The organism is Caldisphaera sp. (genome assembly GCF_049974385.1).
In the GTDB taxonomy this organism is placed as follows: Archaea; Thermoproteota; Thermoprotei_A; order Sulfolobales; family Acidilobaceae; genus Caldisphaera.
Map to the genome: position 1 here is coordinate 95,049 of NZ_JBMFIW010000001.1, position 19,728 is coordinate 114,776.

Annotated in this window: 18 protein-coding genes, 1 tRNA gene and 2 pseudogenes; 14 read left to right on the forward strand and 7 right to left on the reverse strand. The window is 31.9% G+C overall.

Translation table 11 applies throughout. The features are described 5' to 3' along the window. Positions 1-46 precede the first annotated feature (46 nt). Both ACP5GV_RS00465 and ACP5GV_RS00470 read left to right on the forward strand, forming a co-directional pair. Positions 47-634, forward strand: coding sequence for a winged helix-turn-helix domain-containing protein (locus ACP5GV_RS00465; RefSeq protein ID WP_428101687.1), 588 nt, complete (start codon positions 47-49; stop codon positions 632-634). A gap of 53 nt (positions 635-687) precedes the next feature. Next, positions 688-1,818, forward strand: coding sequence for a DUF1464 family protein (locus ACP5GV_RS00470; protein WP_428101689.1), 1,131 nt, complete (start codon positions 688-690; stop codon positions 1,816-1,818). A gap of 25 nt (positions 1,819-1,843) precedes the next feature. On the opposite strand, the gene ACP5GV_RS00475 is transcribed toward ACP5GV_RS00470, so the two are convergent. After that, positions 1,844-2,017 (reverse strand): 50S ribosomal protein L40e, encoded by a 174-nt coding sequence (locus tag ACP5GV_RS00475; RefSeq protein WP_292319381.1) that lies wholly within the window; start codon positions 2,015-2,017, stop codon positions 1,844-1,846. A 117-nt stretch (positions 2,018-2,134) separates the two neighbouring features. Between ACP5GV_RS00475 and ACP5GV_RS00480 the strand changes: the two genes are divergently transcribed. The 3 genes from ACP5GV_RS00480 to ACP5GV_RS00490 all read left to right on the forward strand — a co-directional run bounded on the left by ACP5GV_RS00480 (position 2,135) and on the right by ACP5GV_RS00490 (position 4,607). Next, positions 2,135-2,755 (forward strand): hypothetical protein, encoded by a 621-nt coding sequence (locus tag ACP5GV_RS00480; RefSeq protein WP_428068951.1) that lies wholly within the window; start codon positions 2,135-2,137, stop codon positions 2,753-2,755. A gap of 89 nt (positions 2,756-2,844) precedes the next feature. Beyond that, positions 2,845-3,801, forward strand: coding sequence for an ABC transporter ATP-binding protein (locus ACP5GV_RS00485; RefSeq protein ID WP_428101691.1), 957 nt, complete (start codon positions 2,845-2,847; stop codon positions 3,799-3,801). Beyond that, positions 3,789-4,607 carry an ABC transporter permease gene (locus tag ACP5GV_RS00490; RefSeq protein WP_428101693.1) on the forward strand — a complete coding sequence of 273 codons (819 nt, stop codon included), beginning with the start codon at positions 3,789-3,791 and terminating at the stop codon, positions 4,605-4,607. The genes ACP5GV_RS00485 and ACP5GV_RS00490 overlap by 13 nt, the downstream gene beginning before the upstream one ends. Here the strand turns inward: ACP5GV_RS00490 and ACP5GV_RS00495 are convergent, their stop codons facing one another. Then, entirely contained in the window at positions 4,608-5,846 is a 1,239-nt protein-coding gene (locus ACP5GV_RS00495) for a DUF4010 domain-containing protein (RefSeq protein WP_428101695.1), read from the reverse strand. Between the two features lie 131 nt (positions 5,847-5,977). Between ACP5GV_RS00495 and ACP5GV_RS00500 the strand changes: the two genes are divergently transcribed. From ACP5GV_RS00500 to ACP5GV_RS00510, 3 genes are all read left to right on the forward strand, one after another. Further along, positions 5,978-6,051, forward strand: a tRNA-Ile gene (locus ACP5GV_RS00500). 80 nt (positions 6,052-6,131) lie between these two features. Then, complete coding sequence (locus ACP5GV_RS00505; protein ID WP_428101697.1) at positions 6,132-7,268, forward strand: DUF763 domain-containing protein; 1,137 nt, start codon at positions 6,132-6,134, stop codon at positions 7,266-7,268. Positions 7,269-7,341: 73 nt separating this feature from the next. After that, complete coding sequence (locus ACP5GV_RS00510) at positions 7,342-7,941, forward strand: metallophosphoesterase family protein (protein WP_428101699.1); 600 nt, start codon at positions 7,342-7,344, stop codon at positions 7,939-7,941. Here ACP5GV_RS00510 and ACP5GV_RS00515 read toward each other — a convergent pair. Together ACP5GV_RS00515 and ACP5GV_RS00520 are read right to left on the reverse strand one after the other, a co-directional pair. Then, complete coding sequence (locus ACP5GV_RS00515; protein ID WP_428068941.1) at positions 7,931-9,778, reverse strand: helicase C-terminal domain-containing protein; 1,848 nt, start codon at positions 9,776-9,778, stop codon at positions 7,931-7,933. The genes ACP5GV_RS00510 and ACP5GV_RS00515 overlap by 11 nt on opposite strands. Further along, positions 9,759-10,169 (reverse strand): secondary thiamine-phosphate synthase enzyme YjbQ, encoded by a 411-nt coding sequence (locus ACP5GV_RS00520; protein WP_428101701.1) that lies wholly within the window; start codon positions 10,167-10,169, stop codon positions 9,759-9,761. The genes ACP5GV_RS00515 and ACP5GV_RS00520 overlap by 20 nt, the downstream gene beginning before the upstream one ends. A gap of 217 nt (positions 10,170-10,386) precedes the next feature. Between ACP5GV_RS00520 and ACP5GV_RS00525 the strand changes: the two genes are divergently transcribed. The 4 genes from ACP5GV_RS00525 (at position 10,387) to ACP5GV_RS00540 (ending at position 13,936) form a co-directional block, all read left to right on the forward strand. Next, positions 10,387-10,563 (forward strand): hypothetical protein, encoded by a 177-nt coding sequence (locus ACP5GV_RS00525; protein WP_428101703.1) that lies wholly within the window; start codon positions 10,387-10,389, stop codon positions 10,561-10,563. A gap of 24 nt (positions 10,564-10,587) precedes the next feature. Next, on the forward strand, positions 10,588-11,706 hold the full coding sequence (locus ACP5GV_RS00530) for an MFS transporter (protein ID WP_428101720.1): 1,119 nt from the start codon (positions 10,588-10,590) through the stop codon (positions 11,704-11,706). Between the two features lie 90 nt (positions 11,707-11,796). Continuing rightward, positions 11,797-13,632, forward strand: coding sequence for an ATP-dependent DNA ligase (locus tag ACP5GV_RS00535; protein WP_428101705.1), 1,836 nt, complete (start codon positions 11,797-11,799; stop codon positions 13,630-13,632). Beyond that, positions 13,592-13,936 carry a ribonuclease P protein component 4 gene (locus tag ACP5GV_RS00540; protein ID WP_428068933.1) on the forward strand — a complete coding sequence of 115 codons (345 nt, stop codon included), beginning with the start codon at positions 13,592-13,594 and terminating at the stop codon, positions 13,934-13,936. Before ACP5GV_RS00535 ends, ACP5GV_RS00540 begins: the two co-directional genes overlap by 41 nt. A gap of 639 nt (positions 13,937-14,575) precedes the next feature. On the opposite strand, the gene ACP5GV_RS00545 is transcribed toward ACP5GV_RS00540, so the two are convergent. After that, positions 14,576-15,793, reverse strand: coding sequence for a hypothetical protein (locus ACP5GV_RS00545; RefSeq protein WP_428101707.1), 1,218 nt, complete (start codon positions 15,791-15,793; stop codon positions 14,576-14,578). Between the two features lie 63 nt (positions 15,794-15,856). Here ACP5GV_RS00545 and ACP5GV_RS00550 point away from each other — a divergent pair. Both ACP5GV_RS00550 and ACP5GV_RS00555 read left to right on the forward strand, forming a co-directional pair. After that, a pseudogene (locus tag ACP5GV_RS00550) lies at positions 15,857-15,922 on the forward strand (IS607 family transposase); the annotation flags it as partial. Further along, positions 15,915-16,226 (forward strand): annotated as a pseudogene (locus ACP5GV_RS00555) (transposase); the annotation flags it as partial. The pseudogenes ACP5GV_RS00550 and ACP5GV_RS00555, both read left to right, overlap by 8 nt. On the opposite strand, the gene ACP5GV_RS00560 reads toward ACP5GV_RS00555, so the two are convergent. Then, complete coding sequence (locus ACP5GV_RS00560; protein ID WP_428101709.1) at positions 16,210-16,698, reverse strand: amidohydrolase family protein; 489 nt, start codon at positions 16,696-16,698, stop codon at positions 16,210-16,212. The pseudogene ACP5GV_RS00555 and the gene ACP5GV_RS00560 sit on opposite strands and share 17 nt — an antisense overlap. 137 nt (positions 16,699-16,835) lie before the next feature. After that, the gene (locus ACP5GV_RS00565) at positions 16,836-19,697 is read right to left on the reverse strand and encodes an ABC transporter substrate-binding protein (RefSeq protein WP_428101711.1); all 2,862 of its coding nucleotides are present in this window, start codon (positions 19,695-19,697) and stop codon (positions 16,836-16,838) included. Between the last annotated feature and the right edge of the window lie 31 nt (positions 19,698-19,728).

The following is a 19,728-nucleotide window of genomic DNA, read 5'->3' on the forward strand; positions in this document are numbered from 1 at the left end:
CGTAATTTTATATATTTATACGGCAACAAATACCAAGGGAGGAAATATGGATAAAACAAATTTAGCCGATTCCTTGCTAAAAGCATTTAAGAATCCGACAAAGCTTTCAATAATAGCATTATTATTTAAAAACAAAGAAATGACAGTAACTCAAATATCAAAAATACTTAAAACAACTAGATCTAACCTATATCAATCAATCAAAGATCTTTTAAAAGAAAAAATAATACTAATATCAAGAGTTCAAATAACAAAGAATTATATTGAAAAATACTATAAAATTAATGAGGAACTATTCAACAAAGTAAAAAGAATAAACTTGATAGAAAAAATTAAAGAGACTAATGAGAATGATTTTAGAGAGTTAATGATATCCTTTTTAGTTATGAACTCTTTCATATCAAATGTTTTCATACAAGAATTAAAAATCGCTTCTTCTGAAGAACTTAATTCATTTAAAGAAAAGTTTCTAAATGGATTAATTACTGTTTATTTTTCTACACTTAATGAAGAAGAAGCAAAAGATTTTAATAAAATCTTTTACACATTCATGGACAAGATCGAAAAAGAAGAAAATTTAAAAGATGAAACGAATTTATTATTAACTATTGTTTTACCATGGAAGCTAGCGTAAAAACTATAAAATTATGTTTTAACCATAAACATAAAAAATAAAGGGGAAGCCTCATGGTAAGAGCAATAGGTATTGATTCAGGTACAATGAGTATGGATATTTTGGGTTTTGATGATCTTGATAATAGAGTTTTCCTAGATGTAGCAATTCCAAGAGATGTTATAACAAATAATCCAGAAAAACCTATAGAAATAATTAAGTCGATTGGCAATGTAGATTCCATAGCTGTTTCTAGCGGATATGGCATACCGTTCAAAAAAGCCCAAGAAGCCTCAGAAAAAGAAATAGAATTAGCAACATTTATAAATAATGATGATCTTCAGAGAAAATTAAAGATCGTAGGACTCAGAAATTTGATGAAAATCTTTAAATTATCCGATTTACCTGCATATTTTATTCCTGGAGTAATTCACCTTAAAAGTGTACCTGAATTTAGAAAAATAAATAAAATTGATTTAGGGACATCAGATAAGTTATTCAGCGTTGCTGAAGCCTTGAGAAATGAAAAGGATTATTATAAAAATGATCCGAAAGAATCTAACATAATTTTAATAGAAATAGGATATGCTTATACAGCGGCTATTTCAGTTTTAAATGGAAAAATTGTTGATGGGATTGGAGGTACAAGTGGATTTCCAGGATATAGAGGTATGGGCGCTATTGATGGAGAATTAGCATATGCCATGGCTAGCGCTGAACCATATTTCACAAAACTTAGGCTATTTCAAGGAGGAATATCTGATTATTTAGGGTATGATAATATAGAAAGACTAAATGATATCCAATTAAGAGATGAAAAAAGTAATAGAGCATTAAAGCTATTTGTTGAATCAATTTTGAAAGATCTAAGCATTATGATGGTTTCAAATAATAATCCAGAAAGAATATATATTAGCGGTAGGTTTACTAGATATGATTCAATATTTACATATATTAAAGAAAATATAGAAAATTACCTAAAAGGATTTTCAATAAAAGCAGAAGTAGTTAGACTCAATGGTTTAGGTAAAATAAGTAAAGAGGCAGCATCCGGGGCAGCTGTATTAGCAAATGGGATAGCTAATGGTATCTATAGAGATATATTTGAAACGTTGAATATCAAAGAATCTGAAGGGTCAATTTTTGATCATATATTGCCAAACGATTTAAGGAGCAAAATAATTGATTATTTTACAAAACAATAATTCCAAAAATTAATCTAATATTAATTTACTGAGCTTTGAATTTAGCTAGTTCTTTCTTCTTTGGCCTCAAATCAGTGCTTTTACATCTTCTACATTTCTTAGCTCCTAATGGATTTCGTGCCCCGCATTTTCTACATATCGATACCTCAAATACTCTTTTTTCAACTATCTTTATCAGCTCTGGATCTGTTATAGGCATCTTTATCTCCTCCTATCTTTGTTAGAGGGAAGGGATTTAAATAAATTATTATTCTATTCCATTTTATATATAAAGATTTATATGTTACTAACTAGAAAGTATTTTTAGGTGAAAAGAATGTCTGCAACTGCTGGTAAACTCTCTTTAGGTGAAGAAGTTTATCTTAGAGGTCTAACTGGAAGGCTTGTTGGAATATACCTCTTTAAAGGCTTCAATAAAATTGCAATACTTACATATCCTGATAGGATTTGTGAATCTATATCTTCTGCTGCAAGCGTTTCTTATTTAGATAGCTATGGCTATGCGGAGAACAAAATAAAAATATTTGATTATGATAAAAATGTAAAAGAAGTTATTAAAAAAATAGTTGAATGGAACCCAGATGCAATTTATTTAGCTTTTGGCGGAGAACAAAAAATGGCTGATGTAAATAATATCACTATAGATGTTATAAAAGCATTAAAAGAAGAAGGATATAAAGGAAACATATTAATTCATGTAAGAACCTGGCTTGCTACAAAACAGCTATCAACAATTTTATCTAACAATGAACTAAGAGATTATTTAAAATCTGTATCCGGAATTAGGGTATTTACTGCAGATGCGAATTCAAGAAAGTTTGCATTCCATTTAATAACAATATCTGAAGATGGAAAGGCTAGTATTAACAAATATGCTGAGACTGATATAACGCAAGAACATGCTGATCTGCTTAAACAATCTATACCCCCTTCATAATTATTTCATAGTATTTTTCTTTTTTCTCTATATATAGATAGTTATTAAAAAATATTTAAAAATTTAGATAATAGATATATAGCCGGGAGATGAATAACCTATTGGCTAAAGGAATTACAACAATAAATCTAACCAGAGAATTTAAGAACAAAGGGCTAACAATTAAGGCATTAGATAATATTAATATAGAAATACCAAAGGGAGTTGTTGCATCATTAGTTGGGCCAAATGGTGCAGGAAAGACTACATTGATAAAGATCTTATCAACATTAATGCTACCAACAAGAGGAACAGCATATATAAATGGTTATGATATAATTAAGGACGTAAAAAATGTTAGAGCATCCATAGGCATAGCAACTGGAGGCGAAAGGACTTTTTATTTTAGATTAACAGGATATGAAAATTTAGTATTTTTTGCGTCACTTTATGGTTTATCATTAAGAGAAGCTAAATCGAGAAGCAAAGAATTACTAGATTTAGTTGGCCTTTCAAATTTTGCCAATTATCCATACATGAAATATAGCCTAGGAATGCAAAGGAGACTTTCACTAGCAAGAGCACTAATAAATGACCCGCCAATTTTATTATTAGACGAACCAACGCTAGGCGTAGATCCTATATCAGCTAGAGAGTTTAGAAGACTTATCAAAACAATTTCATCTAAAAAGACAATTCTATTAACAAGCCATTACATGGGAGAAGTAGAGGAATTATCTGATATAATTTTCCTTATAAAAGATGGGAAGATCATCTTAAATGGCACATCGCAAGAACTCAAGTATAAATTAGGTAAAATAGTTGAAGCAATTGTACCAGTCGATCAAGTTTCAGAAAATATATCAAGATTTGTTGTAGGAATTAGAGCAAATAGAGCATATTTAAGAGTTCCAAAAACTTTAATTAATTTAATTGATGGCAATTCAGAAATTATTGGAGAATCAGAGCCTAATTTAGAAGATGTTTACGCAGCAATTATCGGTAGTTCGCCAATAGATAAAGGAAATAGGGTTAAGCCTATGAGGATGGGAAGATGGCAAGCCTAAGTTCTTTTATTTCTAGAATTTACTCTTTCGTGTATTTAAGAGGATTTAAAATTTGGATTAGCTATAAGACTCAAGTCGTGTTAAATGTATTGAGCTGGGTTCTCCCAGTTTTTACATACTATTTTGTCGGTACCTCATTAGGTCAAAGGTTTATATCATCAATTAACACGCCAAATTATACTGCATTTGTAGTAATAGGGCTTGCCTTCCAAGGATATGTATCTTCTGTTATAACAACTATAAGCGGTAGGATGAGAAACGAGCAACTTTTTGGAACTATAGAATATTACATGCTATCTCCAACAGGTGTTTTTGGTATGCTATTTTATTCGGCTGCATGGGGATTTGTTTTAAATACTATAAATGCAATTGTAATAATTTTAGTAGGTATGGGACTAGGCGTTTCTTTCATTAATGCAAACATATTGGGAGCCTTTATTATAATTATTGAACTTTTAATTTCCACATTAAGCCTCTCAATGATGGCAGGAGGTATAGTCATGATAACAAAACAAGGCAATCCAATTTCGTTCTTCTTTTCTACTATTACTACATTATTGTCTGGTACCGTGTTTCCTGTTAGCGTTTTGCCAAAATATATTAAATTGCTAAGCTATGCAATACCGCTAACTCCGGCCCTTAATGGTTTAAGATTAGCACTTCTAGATGGGGCCTCATTATCACAATTGTCATATTACTTCATTGTTCTTCTAATATTTGATATATTATTGTTACCACTGGGAGCTTATATATACAAGATAGGTTTTGATATAGCTAGAAAAGATGGAACTTTAAGCGAGTATTAGCTATAAAAACATTGTGAATAACAAGGCTATTACTAATACTAAAGATAAAATTAATGTCATGAATCTTGTGTTTTTATCTTTAGATAAAAATGCTAAAAAACTCTTTTCTATAATTCCTGCAATTAATGATAGTTGTATTAAAAATGCAGCATACCTTGCACTAATCTCTCCATGTAAATAAAGCAATGAAACTGAAAAAACTACGCTAGCTACATTTGCAAATGCTGATGCAAACATAGCTATAGGCAATAGATAAGATGCTACTATAGCAACAAACTTTGAAATCATCATTATAGCAAAAAACATTAATGCAAATTCTATTACTTTTCCTATAGGTAAAGGAGTTTCGGGAGGGCTTATATTGCTTATCTCCAAATACTTATATCCTACTAAACCTATTATTAATAAAACTATGACTAAGACTAAGACTGAAGGGGCAAGATAATAAATTATTCTATTTGAATAAGTTGAAAAATATGAGAAAGCCAATGCTTGCACTAAAACTAATGGTATATTAGACAATATTATATTATATGCTATTGCTTTTCCAACGTTTTTTTCCTTATTACCCAATTCTATCAGACTTATAGTTACAGTAGTGCTAGATACTAGCCCTCCTATAATAGAAAAAGCAATTAAGCCTTTTTTGTATATCTTTAAAACTAAATATTGAACAACAAATATAATTCCAATTACTACTACAATTAGCCAGAATTGGAAAGGATTAAATAATCCATATGGACCTATTCCTTTATTTGGCAGCAAAGGTAAAATAACTAATGATATGACCATTAGGTTCAATATAGCTAATAGTTCTTCTTTCTTAATTTTAGATATGGCATCTAATAGTTGGGTCTTATAAATTCCTAAAGTTGCAACAAGTACAGATATTATAACTCCCAATATGTAAAACCCCATTCCTTCTAACATGCCTGAAAAGAATACTAAAAAAATGCTTACAAACGTTGTACCTCCAGGTGACCCAGTTGCTTTTACCTTTTCAATATATATTGCTGTTGATATTGATGTTATTGTAATAATGGAACTAATCAATACAACATCTTTTGGAAACAATAAATTAAAAACCGAAAAAACATAACCAAGTAAAGAAATAAATATTGCTGTTCTTAAACCAAGAAACAATCTAGCTCCAGATATTTTTCTATATTCATTAATAAATCCTATTATTCCTCCTACAGCTATTGCCATCAGCAAATTTGTTAAGTTTAAACTAACCATAGTTTCATCCTTTCTTCATATTAAAAGTTAAAGATTACTTTAAAAATCTTTTTAACTATTGCTATTTTTTTAATATTTTATTCCCATAAAAAACATATCTTAATAAATCCAAAGTGCATAGAGAAAAGTGAGGGCCCGTAGCTCAGCCTGGTGGAGCGCTCGGCTGATAACCGAGAAGTCGGGGGTTCGAATCCCCCCGGGCCCATTAACTAAATTTTAAAAATAGCCTTAATTATAAATAATTTTTAATCTTTAACCATGATATAAATAAATGTGACATAATAAATGTGCGCCAACTATGCTGATCTTCCCTTGCATAACGGACATGTGCCTAAATATATGCTAAAAATAATGAGAGATCTTACAGATATAATAACAAAGTTTATAATAGATGAAAGAGGTCCAGATAATTTTATTAAAGCCTTATCAGATCCTTTATGGTTTCAGGCTTTCAATAATGTAATAGGTATGGATTGGGATAGCAGTGGAAGTACTACAGTTTTATTATCTTTGCTAAAGAATATCTCGCAAATAAATGATTTGGGATTTTTAATTTTAGGAGGCAAAGGAAAGCATATGCTTAACGTTAGGGAAGAAGCCGATTATTTTTCAAAAAAATTTGATTTAGACTCTAATAAAATAATAAAATTTAGTAAAGTTGCTGCTAGGGCAGATTCATCATTCTTATTAGACGGATATGAAATTTATATTCATTCAGTAATAATATCAACTGACAACAAAAATATATTGGTCATTCAGCAAGGTATGAATAAAGAAAATCTGATGGCTAGAAGATATCATGTAGATAAGTTCTCCTTAGAAGCACCTAATAGTGGAATTACAGGAATTAAAACCGAAAATATAATTGACGTAACATCAGAAAAAAGCAGAAATGCCAGGAAGTTATTTATTGATTTATTATCAGAAGGAGGAGAAAAATTTAGAAGCAATTTAATACAAGCAAATAATCTCTTAGGCAAAAAATCTTTAGATTATTTTATAGAACAACAACAAATGAAAAGAATCGAAATAAACAAATATTATTATCCAATTATCCCCTCGAAAAAATTACTGGAAGCAGTTAATGAAATTGCAAAAAATCCCCCAATTAATGATATCGAGTTAGCATTAACACCTAAAATTGGACCACAATTGGTTAGAGCATTGTCTTTAATATCTGATGTAATATATTCTGTCCCAGTATCTCATAAAGATCCTGTTAACTTAACTTTGGATCCATTCAGTTACTCATTCGCAATTGGCGGTAAAGATGGCATTCCATATCCATTTGATGCAAAAACAGCCAAAGAAGCGATAGAATTTTTAAGAAATGCATTAGAAGAAGCAAAAATAAATAATAATGTAAGAAAAATGGCAATGCAAAGGTTGAGCAGCTTTATAAAAAGAGTTAGATTTGAATAACTTTGTTATTAATTATTTCTACTGGCAAATAAATTTTTTATTATCAATAATTATAATTATAAAGGGGTAAAAATTGCAAATAAATATAATTCATATCAGCGATATACATTGCAACAACGAAATGCTAAACAAAATAATAAAACTAAATTATGATATACTTATTTCTTCAGGAGATTTTGAATGCTTAGAAAGTGCTGAATTATTTTCAAGCGCTAACAACACCTTCGCAGTATCAGGGAACATGGATGACGTTTCTATAATGAAACTTCTATCAAAAAATGGTATATTATTAGATGGAAAAATTAAAAGAATTAATAATATAACTATTGCAGGCATAGGAAGTATAGACCCAAGGACTAATATTACATCTTTAAGAAATGAGCTGGTAAAATCAAATTATAAAATTGATATTCTTATTTCTCATAATCCACCTTATGGAATATTAGATATGACGTATTTTAAAATAAGGGCAGGATTAAAAGAATTAAAAGAATTATCTGAATTTATAAAACCTAAGCTACACCTTTTCGGCCATATACATGAAAGTCAGGGCATTAAAGAAATAAACAAAACAACTTATATAAATCCTGGACCTTTGTATTTAGGAAGTTATGCTGAAATAATTTTAAATCAAAATGTTATTGCAAAAATTAAAAATATAGCTAATCTTTAAGAAAATTAACTACTTCTGGCATAACCTTATTAAACTCATCAATATTTTTGGTTACCTTATTGTATTTTAATCTTAAAAGCTTCTTTATCTCTCCATATAAATACCTATAATCAAGCAAAAAGTATACTCCTTTATCATCTGGAAATCTTATTGCCCTTCCTAAAGCCTGTTTTATTCTAACGTATGCAGCAACCTTATATAAGTAATATTTAGTTTTACTTAGTCCAAGCCTTTTAGATAGAATTTCTTCATGTGCTGTTAAATAGGCATCTCTTTGAGGATATGGAATTCCTATTATAGTTATTACCTTTATTTTACTTCTTCCGTTATCAGTAATTTCTATTCCTTCAGTTATCTTGCCTCCGGCAACTGCATTAATTATGAGTCCATCATTTTTCGAAGCCTGATTTATTACTTCTTCTAATGATGTATTTTTACCTTCATTTATATAATTAAATTGATTGCTTAACCCCTTACTTATTTTATCCATCAATTCATAGCTCGGATAAACAAATAGTTTTATACCCTCTAGTTTACCGATCTGGTTTAAGTAATATGAAATCCTCTTATACATGCTTTCTCCTCTAGTTTTATACAGAGTAGAGACATCTCCTGATACTATAGTTAAGCTTTTCCCTATTCTACCTTTAATGCCCAGCATTATTTCAGCATCAAAGAATACTCTTTCTTTATTAATGTTTAACATTTCACCAACAAAATCCCCCGGAGGTATAGTACCACTTATCAAAATTGCAGATTTTACTTTCTGCAATGGCTTATTAACTACTTCAGAAGGGTCAAGAGGAGTTGATATTAATCTATAAATACTATCTTCTGTTGATACAAATAAATAAGAATAATCATTTTTAAGGCTTAATAGCCATGAGAGCAAATGAGTTAAATAAACCTTTATACTATAATTTAAATTATAAAATTTTTGAAATTTTTTATCTCTTATTTCTTCCGCTACATCTGAAATTATGTCTACATAATTCAAAGACTCATTAAACTTTTCTTTTTCAACTCTTCTTACTGCATTGTCTAATTTTGGTTTCAAGTCCTTAGCTGTATTATATAGATTAGATATTATCTTTTCTATTTCTGTATTTGAATATCCGTATTCCTTAATTTCACTTAGCGATTGCTCTATATCTCTTAAAGTTATGCTTGTTTCCAATATGCTATGGGCATTCATAAGACTATGAGCTTCATCAACGACAACAACAGATTTTTCTAAATCTAAAAAATCTAAAACTCTTTCAAATATTTCGTCTTTAAAGTAGTATGGATATGTTGCTATTATAAATCTAGTATCTTTTGATAACTCAGCTAATGAAAAAAATGGGCACGATTTTATTTTATTTGCTATAGCATTTGCTTGCTCAATACTACTAAATGTTTCCATTTTTTCAATTACTTCCCAAATCTCCTTGTTATCTATTTCAATGCTTTTTGTATAATAATTACATAAGCCTTTTATTCTTGCAAGCCTGCAATTTTCCCAAAAATCTTCTGAAGAAATAGCATTGTCGTTTTGATTTTTAAATAAGGGACAAGTTCTTTTTGCACTAAATAAAAATGAATAATCTAAATTAAACCTTTTCAACTCTCTTATTATAGGGTCTATTTCATTTACAGTTCTTACTAACCATAACACCTTTTCTGCTTTACTTTCAATGATTCCTTTTATAACTGCTGCTGTTTTACCAAAACCTGTAGGCGCATTTATTATAGCTATGCTATTCTTCTCTACAGCGTCTTTTACTAAATCCGAAATTTCTTTTTGACCTGGTCTCAGTTCATCATAAGGAAAGCCCTTATTCTCCCATGTAGACAATTTTTATCATCCTCTTTCTAGGCCCATCAAGCTCTATAAATAATATCCTCTGCCATGTACCCAAAACAATTCTATTTGAATCTATAAATAATACTCTAGAGTTTCCTATGAAACTAGAAGCAAGATGAGCGTGAGCGTTGTTGTCTATTTCGTTATGATGCCAATTTCCTCCCGGCTTGAATATATCGATTATTATTTTCTTTAAATCATTAACTAAATTTGGTTCATATTCATTTACGGTTATAGCAGATGTCGTGTGTTCAACGTATAGCAATAAAATTCCTTTACTATAACTACTTTCCTTAACAATATTTTCTATTCTATTAGTTATATCTATGATTTCTATTCTATCATTTGTCTTTATTTCTGCTTCTTTCACTTCAATTTTCAAAATCTTCTCCCTACTATTAATTATAGGGAAATCTATTATTTTTAGCTTCATAAATTCCTATCTATAGTTTGTCCAGAATTAATTTTTATATCAAAAATAAACTATATTAAAACTAAATTTAAATATAATCTTTTTCATTATTATATAAATTAGTTAATGAATCTAATAGTTAAATTTATATATTAAAATAATGAAAAATCTATTGGTGAAATTCTTAATGGTTGAGAATAGGTCGAAGCTGATAGAGGAAATACCTTGGACTAAAACTCATACAATAACATTTGCGGCGTTTGCTGTAGGTTTATTGCTTGAGGGATACATTTTTTCACTTGCATTTATTGCCTCTTATTGGTATCAGGTTCCTCTCTATTTAGAAAAATTACTGTTTTCATGACCATATTTATGGCTTGTTATAGGAATTTCTATCGGGGGATATATATCAGATAAAGTGGGTAGAAAAAAGACGTTTATTTATTCTATGGCCATGTATGCAATTGGAGGTATATTATTAACTTTAAGCATTAACTATGCTTTAGTCTTAATATCTCTTGCATTATTATTAGCAGCTGCTGGATCTGAAATGAACAACATTATGACTATGGCCCACGAAATTTTCCCAAGAAAGCATAGAAGCAAAGCCATGATGATGCTAATGGACTTTGTAGCATTAGCAAGTGTAATTACAGCTGCTGTAAGTTTCATAAGCATATCTACAACAATATTTTTTGGAAGACTTATGGCAGGTACAGCTGTTTTATTGGCTCTCATCGTGTTAATTTTTCTTAGAATGAAGATGCCAGAATCGGTCAGATGGCTAGAAAAAGTTGGTAAAAAAGATGATGCTATTAAAGAAAGTCAAAAAATTTTGGTCAATGCTTCCGTAACAAATATTGATCCTATAGATCCTAAAATTGAAGATAACAATAAATCAGATAAAAAACTTCCATTATGGTTTAAAGAAGTTATAGTAACATTAATTGCTTTTTCGAACGCAGTAGGCTATGGATTTATGGCTTATACTTTAGCACCTTTATTCTTCCCTTCTCTTTTCCCTTATATAGTCTTAATAGCTGGAGTTGCAGGCTTTGCCGCAGGTTTTCTTGGTTTAACTGGAGACAAATACAGTAGAAAAATGTTTTTAACTATATCAAGCGTCGCAGTAGCTTTACTTATGTTAATAATAGCATTAACATTAAACATTTGGAGTAAAGATTTAATAATTTTCTGGTTTTTATTGATTGCTTTTTATGCGTTCGTTCAAATAGACTATATGACTGAAGACACATTAAAAGGAGAACTTTGGCCCACAGAGCATAGAGGGAAACTAACAGCATTAGCAAGAGCAGTATCTATCGGTGCATATATTCCCCTAATTTATTTAATTCCAAATCCAAGTTCTCCAAATGCTCTTTCAGAATTTCTTATGATAGCAGTAATAATATGGGGTATTGGAGCTGTTGCTGCAATTATATGGCATATTTTTGGTATAGAAACTGGCAAGGGAGTTAGCATATCTATAGCATCTGGCGAAATTTAATAATTTAATAACCCTAAATTATAAAAAAATTCTTTTTGCAGTATTTCAGTTTATAGGCATAGAATTACATAATAATAAAAGGGGATAAATATGAGCAAACAAGTTCAAAAAGATCTTCCTTTTAGTAAGGTGGCAGAAACTTTTGATAACATGGAAAAAATAACATCAAGAATAGCATTAACTCAACTACTTGTTAATTTAATAAAGGATTCTCCACCTGAAGTTATTGGAAAGGTAGTATATTTAATCCAAGGTAGGCTTGGTCCTGATTGGAAAGATATACCAGAACTTGGCATAGGAGAAAAACTCATAGTCCAGGCATTATCTTTAGCTTTTGGAAAATCTGAACAAGAAATTAACAAATTATATAATACTGTAGGTGATTTAGGAAAACTAGCAGAAAATTTTTCTCAAGGAAAGCAAAAGAAAGGCAGTCTTATAGCATACATTGGAGGCGAACAAAACTACTTAACGGTTAGCAGGGTTTTTGATACATTTTTAAAAATTGCGTATTCTCAAGGAGAAGGCAGTAGGGATTTAAAGCTTAGGCTTATAGCTGGATTATTAAAGGATGCCCAACCAATTGAGGCAAGATATATTGTGAGATTCTTAGAAGGCAGATTAAGATTAGGAGTAGGTGATGCAACAATCTTAGATGCTCTTGCCATTTCTTATGGGGGTAGCAATTCATATAGAGATATAGTGGAAAGAGCCTATAATCTAAGAGCTGATCTAGGCGAAATAGCAACAATAATTGCCAAACAAGGGATTGATTCAATTAAAGAGCTAAAGCCTGAAATAGGAACACCTATAAGACCTATGCTAGCTGAGAGATTAAGCGACCCAGAAGAAATATTGCAAAAGGTTAATGGAAAAGCCTTTGTTGAATATAAGTATGATGGAGAAAGAGGCCAATTTCATAAGGATGGAGATAAGATAAAAATTTTTTCTAGGAGACTTGAGGATATAACTGACATGTATCCTGATGTTGTAGAAGCTATTAAAAAAAGCGTAAAGGCTAATAAAGCCATATTAGAAGGTGAAATTGTTGCTTATGATCCCGATACTGGAGAGTTAAGAACATTCCAGGAATTAATGCACAGAAGAAGAAAATATGATATACAGAAAATGGTTGAAGAGATACCTGTTAAGACGTTTTTATTCGATGCTTTGCTTAACGAAGATGAAGACCTAACCAAAAGAGTTTTACCATATAGAAGAAAAGCTTTAGAAAGTGTTGTTGAAGAAAATGAAAAAGTCAACATAGCAAAATATATTGAGGCTAGCGACTCAAAAACCTTATGGAACTTCTTTTTGACTGCCATATCAGAAGGTGCTGAAGGCGTTATGGTAAAGGCAGTTCATGATGAAAGCATCTATAGAGCTGGAGTTAGGGGTTGGCTTTGGATAAAACTAAAGAGAGATTACAAGAGTGAAATGACGGATACCGTTGATCTGGTTGCTGTAGGAGGATTTTACGGTAGAGGAAGAAGAGGAGGAAAGATTGGCACACTACTTTTCGCAGCCTATGATCCAGATAAAGATGTATTTAGAACAGTTTGTAAAGTAGGGAGCGGATATACTGATGATGATTTAAACAAGATGTATGATTTGTTTAAGCCTTATATAATTGATCATAAGCATCCAAGGGTTGATTCTAGTATAGAACCAGATCTTTGGTTTGAACCAGTAAAAGTTGCGGAAATAATTGGAGCAGAACTTACATTATCTCCATTGCACACATGCTGCTATAATAAATTAAAAGAAGGCGCTGGATTATCTATTAGATTCCCAAGATTTTTAAATTGGAGAGAAGATAAAGGTCCTGAGGATGCTACAACAGAACAGGAATTAATAGAAATGTACAATAGGCAGTTGAAGAAAATTGAAGAAAAGCAAGTTAAAGAAGGGATCCAAGAAAGCTAAACTTGAGGAACTCGTACATGAAAGAATAGAAATTTTGTACAATATATCAAGCCAGGAAACTATCAAAGGAAATATTAATTATGCTAGAGAATTAAATGAATTAATTTTTAGAATATCTTTAAAAAACAAAGTCAAAATACCTTTAAATATCAAGAGAAGTATTTGTAAAAATTGCCATGTAACATTAGTGCCTGGCATTACATCAAGCGTAAGGATTAAATCCCAAGGAAAAATGCACTACTTAACCATTAGATGCGTTAAATGTGGTTACATAAAAAGGATACCATTTAAGAAAGTACATTAATAAAAACAATTCATTGCAAAACTTGAAAGCGAATTAGTATTGAGAGTTAAAAGGGGTTTTGATTGAACCGACCTCTCCTCGCCCTAAAGGGTGAGGGTTTCCCTTAGGAGGATAATAGGTTTGTGGTTTACCGCCTTCATTTTCATCGTCTCATAGCTAGTGGGTGCGTTTAACACCAACCCCGCTCCACTCGTTTAGCGGTATACCAATGGCTGGGCCTTCAGCCCATTCCCCTATCCTTCACTACTGAGAACCATCCACTCCTAGATTCTAGGGACTCGGAGATATGTAGAGCCCTTATCAAGCATCCCCCTATGGGAACACATTTTACTATACTTTAAAACGTTTTAGAATTTAAAATTTTTATTCCACCCCTGGAAGGGCGAGGCTTATTGTTTTTGTCAAAAGATCTGATTATAGGAAAGTAAACGTCCATATAGTTTTCATAAAAATTAAGAGAGCATGAATATAGTAGAAACACTAAAATAATCTTAAAGTTTCGAAAGCATAGGAACAAACAATAACCCTTTACTATTAAAGAAAAAAGGCTCAAGATCTCCAAGACTCTTATCTTTTAAGACAGCATATTAACAATAAAGACATTAAACTTAATAGAAACAAAATTTTATTATCAGAAGCCTATCCCGTGCAACTAGAGTAATTCCAGTCCGGATAATTACTACCTGAAGATACTCCTGAGACATATGAATTTGGCCATTGTGAAGACAGAAACAGACCTGTAACACCTGTAACGTTTGCCAGACTGGACGATTGCGGTACAATAACTAGGTACCAGTTGACGTTAGTCCATATAGACTCGTATGTGAAAAGAGGAGTGGTGCGTGCTCTTGGTATATAACAAGTCAATGCATAATTTGAGAAGTCAACATTAAATGTAACAGAGTAATTTTTTATTGAATAGCTAGTAGGTGAAAAGTTGGGAAGAATTATAGTTGGAGGAGTATTATCTAAGAATTCGTTGCTAAAGGCCTTACCGGAAACACTAGAGCCCTCAAAATTAAAAACCCAAGTAATGTTATCTATATAAACCATTGTTCCGCCTACATTAATTGTTTTCATTGGATTGGCTGAACCACCTATATGCTCAGAACCAATTGGTACTGTTATTCCTACACTTACTGTTGGAAGGCCTGATCCAAGGGCTATTGATATACTATAACCAGAGGTCTCTGATGTAGGTGCTGGGAACCAGCTTGTACCATATAGGTTGCCACCAGGTTCTATTATAAAAGCGTTATTGTTTCCTTTCTCATACATCTGATAGCCATAATAGTAGTCAATAGCACTAGTCTGCTGTTCTTCCCTTCCGCTATTATTATACATTGTAGGAGATTCTAAATAGCTTTCATACCCTATCACATTATTTATAACCATCGAAGAAACGCTCAAGCTCGTATATATACCATGAGGAACTTCGATACATGTGTCCCAATAAAATGTTCCATTACCATCGCTATATCCTGGGATTCCATATTGTGTAAAGGTAGAACCAAACTCTGGGGCCGCCCAAAAGAATGTATAGTTTTCTTTTGTTGCAGTTGCTGTGGGACTATTACCTGATGTAAAGTTCTCATATGCCGCATAACATGGATCCAAGGGATCATTGCCTGATATTCCAGCATTACCTTGTTGTCCTAGACCAAGTAAAAGATTTATATAGAACTCTGGGAATTGAGATAGATAAACCGGTCCTATTATAAACCCCCCAGGTCTTACCCACTTAGCAACAAAAAGTACTGCCTCTTGGGAGTTTAAAGGTACAAGAGGTATGCTAAAAAAATAAGGATTTGGGTCAGGAAAGTCAATCATAGCAACTTCATTAGAAGCCGTCGTCAACAGTTTCCGATAAACCGTGAAGTTTATATACTTTGTATGTGAATTCAATTATGGTGCTTAATGATGCTGAGGCCTAAGGAAGTATGCCAACGCTTAGGAATATCATACCGTGCGTTACAGAGCTATGTATGGTTCATTTGTTAAGGAGGTTAACCCACACCTAACTTCCAAGTCCTGCCCCAGATGTGGATGGGTTTCCCGAAAGGTCGGCAGGACTTTTAGGTGTGAAAGGTGTGGGTTCACCTTAGATAGGCAATTGAATGCGTCCCTCAACATATTCCTCAAGATGTGCGGGTTTCCCCACATCCGTGAAATACCGCGGGTGTGGGTTGGGGTTATCCCGCTAAAGGGGCGGAGGGGTAACGGGTTATCCCGTGACCCTGGTGAAGCCCAAGGGCTGAGAATTGGATATAAATTCATGAAAATTCAATGAAGCCCAAACCCCTATTTGCGATATCTATTGGTAATATTCTTGGATCATCATCCCCACCTGTTTGGGCAATTGAATATGAAGCCGAGAAAACTCTAGGGCCTAAAAGCTCTCCATTTTTGAATGCCCTAGAAAGAGCTATTGACGTTTTATCTCCCAACGACCTAACAGTTGTGAATCCAGAGCTTAATAACCTGAAAGCATCCAATGTAGATCTAAGCATAGCAGTCTGAGGATTTACTGTAACCCAATCCATCAAATCATGAGAAGTACCACCAAAAAAATGAAGGTGTGCATCTATTAAACCTGGCATTATAGTTAAACCACTGAAATCAAAGACCTTGTCATCTTTTTTTATCTCTATGGAACCTTTCTCACCAACTTTTTCTATCATACTCCCAGTTATTTTTATTTCTCCATTTTCTACTATATCATAGCCAGTAAATAGCTTTCCTTTCAGAATAATCGAGCCCACTTTTTTCACCCTCTATAACTTACTATTTAATTTTAGCCAAAAATATTTTTCTATCGGAAAAGTATAACCAACAATTTTCAAACCTAACAGATAAATAAAAATTATGTTTTAAATAGCAACTAGTATTAACTAAAAAATTAACCTTTAATCCACCAATAGAAAACAGAGTCTCCCCCATCTATGGGATTTTCTTCATAACTTATTTGATTATTAAATCCATGCATATATGGCTTTATAATCCATATTAAATTTGGTTGATAAGTATAGACGTAGAGATAAAGATTTATAGCTATTTGTTCAGCCTCTTTATAGTATTCTTGGGCTGCAGTTACATTTCCTATAAAAGCTTCTTTATCTGCTTTTAATATTAAGCTATCCATTTTGTTATATTGTTGTGACTCATTGGCAAATATTTGTGCCAATTGTAAACTACCTTGTGAAGCAAAGTATTTACTCAAATTCTCAAAATAAGAAACATTCCATCCATTAGGTGCTGGGTAAACTCCTGTCTCTAAATATAGGGCATCAGTAAAGTCGTTTGCAAGAGGATAATCAGCGTACCATACATCATTATAAATAGGCATTGGATTTTGCCCTGGAACATCATAAGCACCTATCGTAGATATTGGCATATACAAAGGTGTTGCAGTTATGTGTGGATCCATTTCATGTAATGCCTGTGCCCACATTTCTGCAGCTGTGAAATCAACAGTATCACCGCTTGATACTATTATTGGGAAGTTAACTGTTATATTGTAAAAACCTGATTCTTCCATTAATTGCTTTGCATAAGTTAAATTAAATGTTGGACAATTGCTTAATTGAGATGGAGGCACTGAATAGTCTACCCCTGGTAATAAAACTCCGCACCATGGTTGTCCAAAGTTCATATTATACCTTGCATTACCTAGTATATCATTTATATATTCTGAATAATTAAATGCATAAGCAAATGCTTTTCTAACCAATGGGTTTGCAAAATAGTATGAAGGTATACTATAAGATGGATTTATTTGTTTTAATAATTGCTCACTAGCATTTAAATTAAAATCATAATACCATATATTAAGAGAAGAAAACCCATATATCTTAGCCTTGCCTTGATATTGCAATTGTTCAAGTTTTGGCAAATATGGAGATATTTCTATTTTCGGAAAAGTAACTATATCAGCCTCCCCGCTTGCTAACATATTTAGTGCTGTTGTTGGATCCTGTACCCAATCTATAATAATTGTATCATTAGGTTTAGGGAAATATGCTATATTATTTGGCCAATAAGGATTTGGCTTTAATACAACACTTTCCCCTGGTGTAAACGATGCTATATAATAGAGACCAGTAAAACCAGCATTAGAGGATGGCCACTGAACTTTAGTGTTATAATTTCCTGCGTTACAAGTTTGTTGGTATTGATAAAATGCTTGAGCTAATTGTGTATAGTTTCCATCATATAATCCAGTTAAGTTTAATCCATCACCGACTTGGTTCAACCATTTAGCGTCCATTACATAATCAAATGATGTCATGACATTAAAGAAAAAGACTGGATTTACTGGCTGAATCAAATGAAAAGTAACAGTGTTTGTCTCGTTATTATATGATACTGAATTGATTATATCTTCTGCACCTAATGAGTCGTTTGGAGACTTAACTATAAAAGTAGAAAAATTGTAATTAGGAACAGTAAATGGAGCTAAATAAGTTCCCTCAGCACCGGGAAAACCTCCAGCACAGACAAGCATTCTTATCATACTATACCATACATCATACGCTGTTATATGATCTCCATTAGATGCCTTTAGACCAGGCCTTATTTTAAAAATATATACTGTATAATTGGGGGAAATTGCGCCGTAAGTATATCTAGCTGTTACATTAGACCAATTGCCAACTGTAGGTATGTATTCAGCTATCATTGGTATAAATTTAGTTGTACTAGATTGATAATACCATATTAAAGAACCATATATGTTATTTATCACTTCTTGACTTATAGTGTCAATCCATAAAGATGGATCAAAAGTAAAAGGTCCTCCTGGAACAACTTCAGCATCAATGATTGTATTTGGATTTGAAATACTCGATAGACCTGAATATAAGCTAAATTGTTCTTCTTGAGATGATACTGCAACCGTTTGATATACTGTATAATTATAAGTCTTCTCTGATGAAATATTTTCAGTAACAATAGTTAAAGATATTGGATAAAGACCAGGTTTATTGAATGCAACTGTTACAAAACTTTTTACAGGCTCTACATAGCTAATATTGCCAGAACCGGTTACATATGCTTGAATTGCATAGCCCGTATAATTCTTTGAAGGTATAATTATATTTGTTCCATTACCTAATGATAATATATATTCTTTTATAGTAATATTTGTTCCTGAAGGTGGTTGTAAAAACGCAAGTGATATATTAAATTGTTCACCCGCTGTTAATATAGAACCGCTACTTAATGATATAACAGGTACTGTTAATAAATTAGACTGATTAAAGTTTAAAGACGGAAATACTATAATTTGGATTAAGTTATCTGATGAACTTCCTAAGAACTTGCTATTGCTATACAAATTATAATATAAAAAGTATTGACCCGGATAATTAAAGCTTACATTAAAACTACTGCTGCTTACATTTAATACATTGCCTTCCCCATCATAAACTAAAGCATAATCGCCAGGTTTAAAGTCAGGTATATTTACTTCTAAAGGTTGATTAACTTGTATGGAATAACTTTCTGGTATTAGGGGCTGTAAGCTTGAAATAACTGAAACGTTTTGATATTGTGTTGTGATAACGCTGCTTGTTAAAGTAGATGATGTGCTTTCGGCTGATGAGATTGTTTGCGTAGGAATTTTATTTTTATTTAAACTATTAACATAAATGTATGTTCCAGTTAAAATTATAACTAAAACTACAAGAACAGATAAAGTTCCGAGAAGACTTTTCTTCGAAACATTCCTCTTAACGCTAATACCGCCGAGCGCAATACACAATAACCTGTCCTTTTCTGTTTTATAAGATACG

Excerpts from the sequence above, each read along its gene's own strand:
- ACP5GV_RS00465 (WP_428101687.1), top strand. The coding sequence starts at position 47 with ATGGATAAAACAAATTTAGCCGATTCCTTGCTAAAAGCATTTAAGAAT.
- ACP5GV_RS00470 (WP_428101689.1), top strand. The coding sequence starts at position 688 with ATGGTAAGAGCAATAGGTATTGATTCAGGTACAATGAGTATGGATATT.
- ACP5GV_RS00475 (WP_292319381.1), bottom strand. The coding sequence starts at position 2,017 with ATGCCTATAACAGATCCAGAGCTGATAAAGATAGTTGAAAAAAGAGTA.
- ACP5GV_RS00480 (WP_428068951.1), top strand. The coding sequence starts at position 2,135 with ATGTCTGCAACTGCTGGTAAACTCTCTTTAGGTGAAGAAGTTTATCTT.
- ACP5GV_RS00485 (WP_428101691.1), top strand. The coding sequence starts at position 2,845 with ATGAATAACCTATTGGCTAAAGGAATTACAACAATAAATCTAACCAGA.
- ACP5GV_RS00490 (WP_428101693.1), top strand. The coding sequence starts at position 3,789 with ATGGCAAGCCTAAGTTCTTTTATTTCTAGAATTTACTCTTTCGTGTAT.
- ACP5GV_RS00495 (WP_428101695.1), bottom strand. The coding sequence starts at position 5,846 with ATGGTTAGTTTAAACTTAACAAATTTGCTGATGGCAATAGCTGTAGGA.
- ACP5GV_RS00505 (WP_428101697.1), top strand. The coding sequence starts at position 6,132 with ATGTGCGCCAACTATGCTGATCTTCCCTTGCATAACGGACATGTGCCT.
- ACP5GV_RS00525 (WP_428101703.1), top strand. The coding sequence starts at position 10,387 with ATGGTTGAGAATAGGTCGAAGCTGATAGAGGAAATACCTTGGACTAAA.
- ACP5GV_RS00535 (WP_428101705.1), top strand. The coding sequence starts at position 11,797 with ATGAGCAAACAAGTTCAAAAAGATCTTCCTTTTAGTAAGGTGGCAGAA.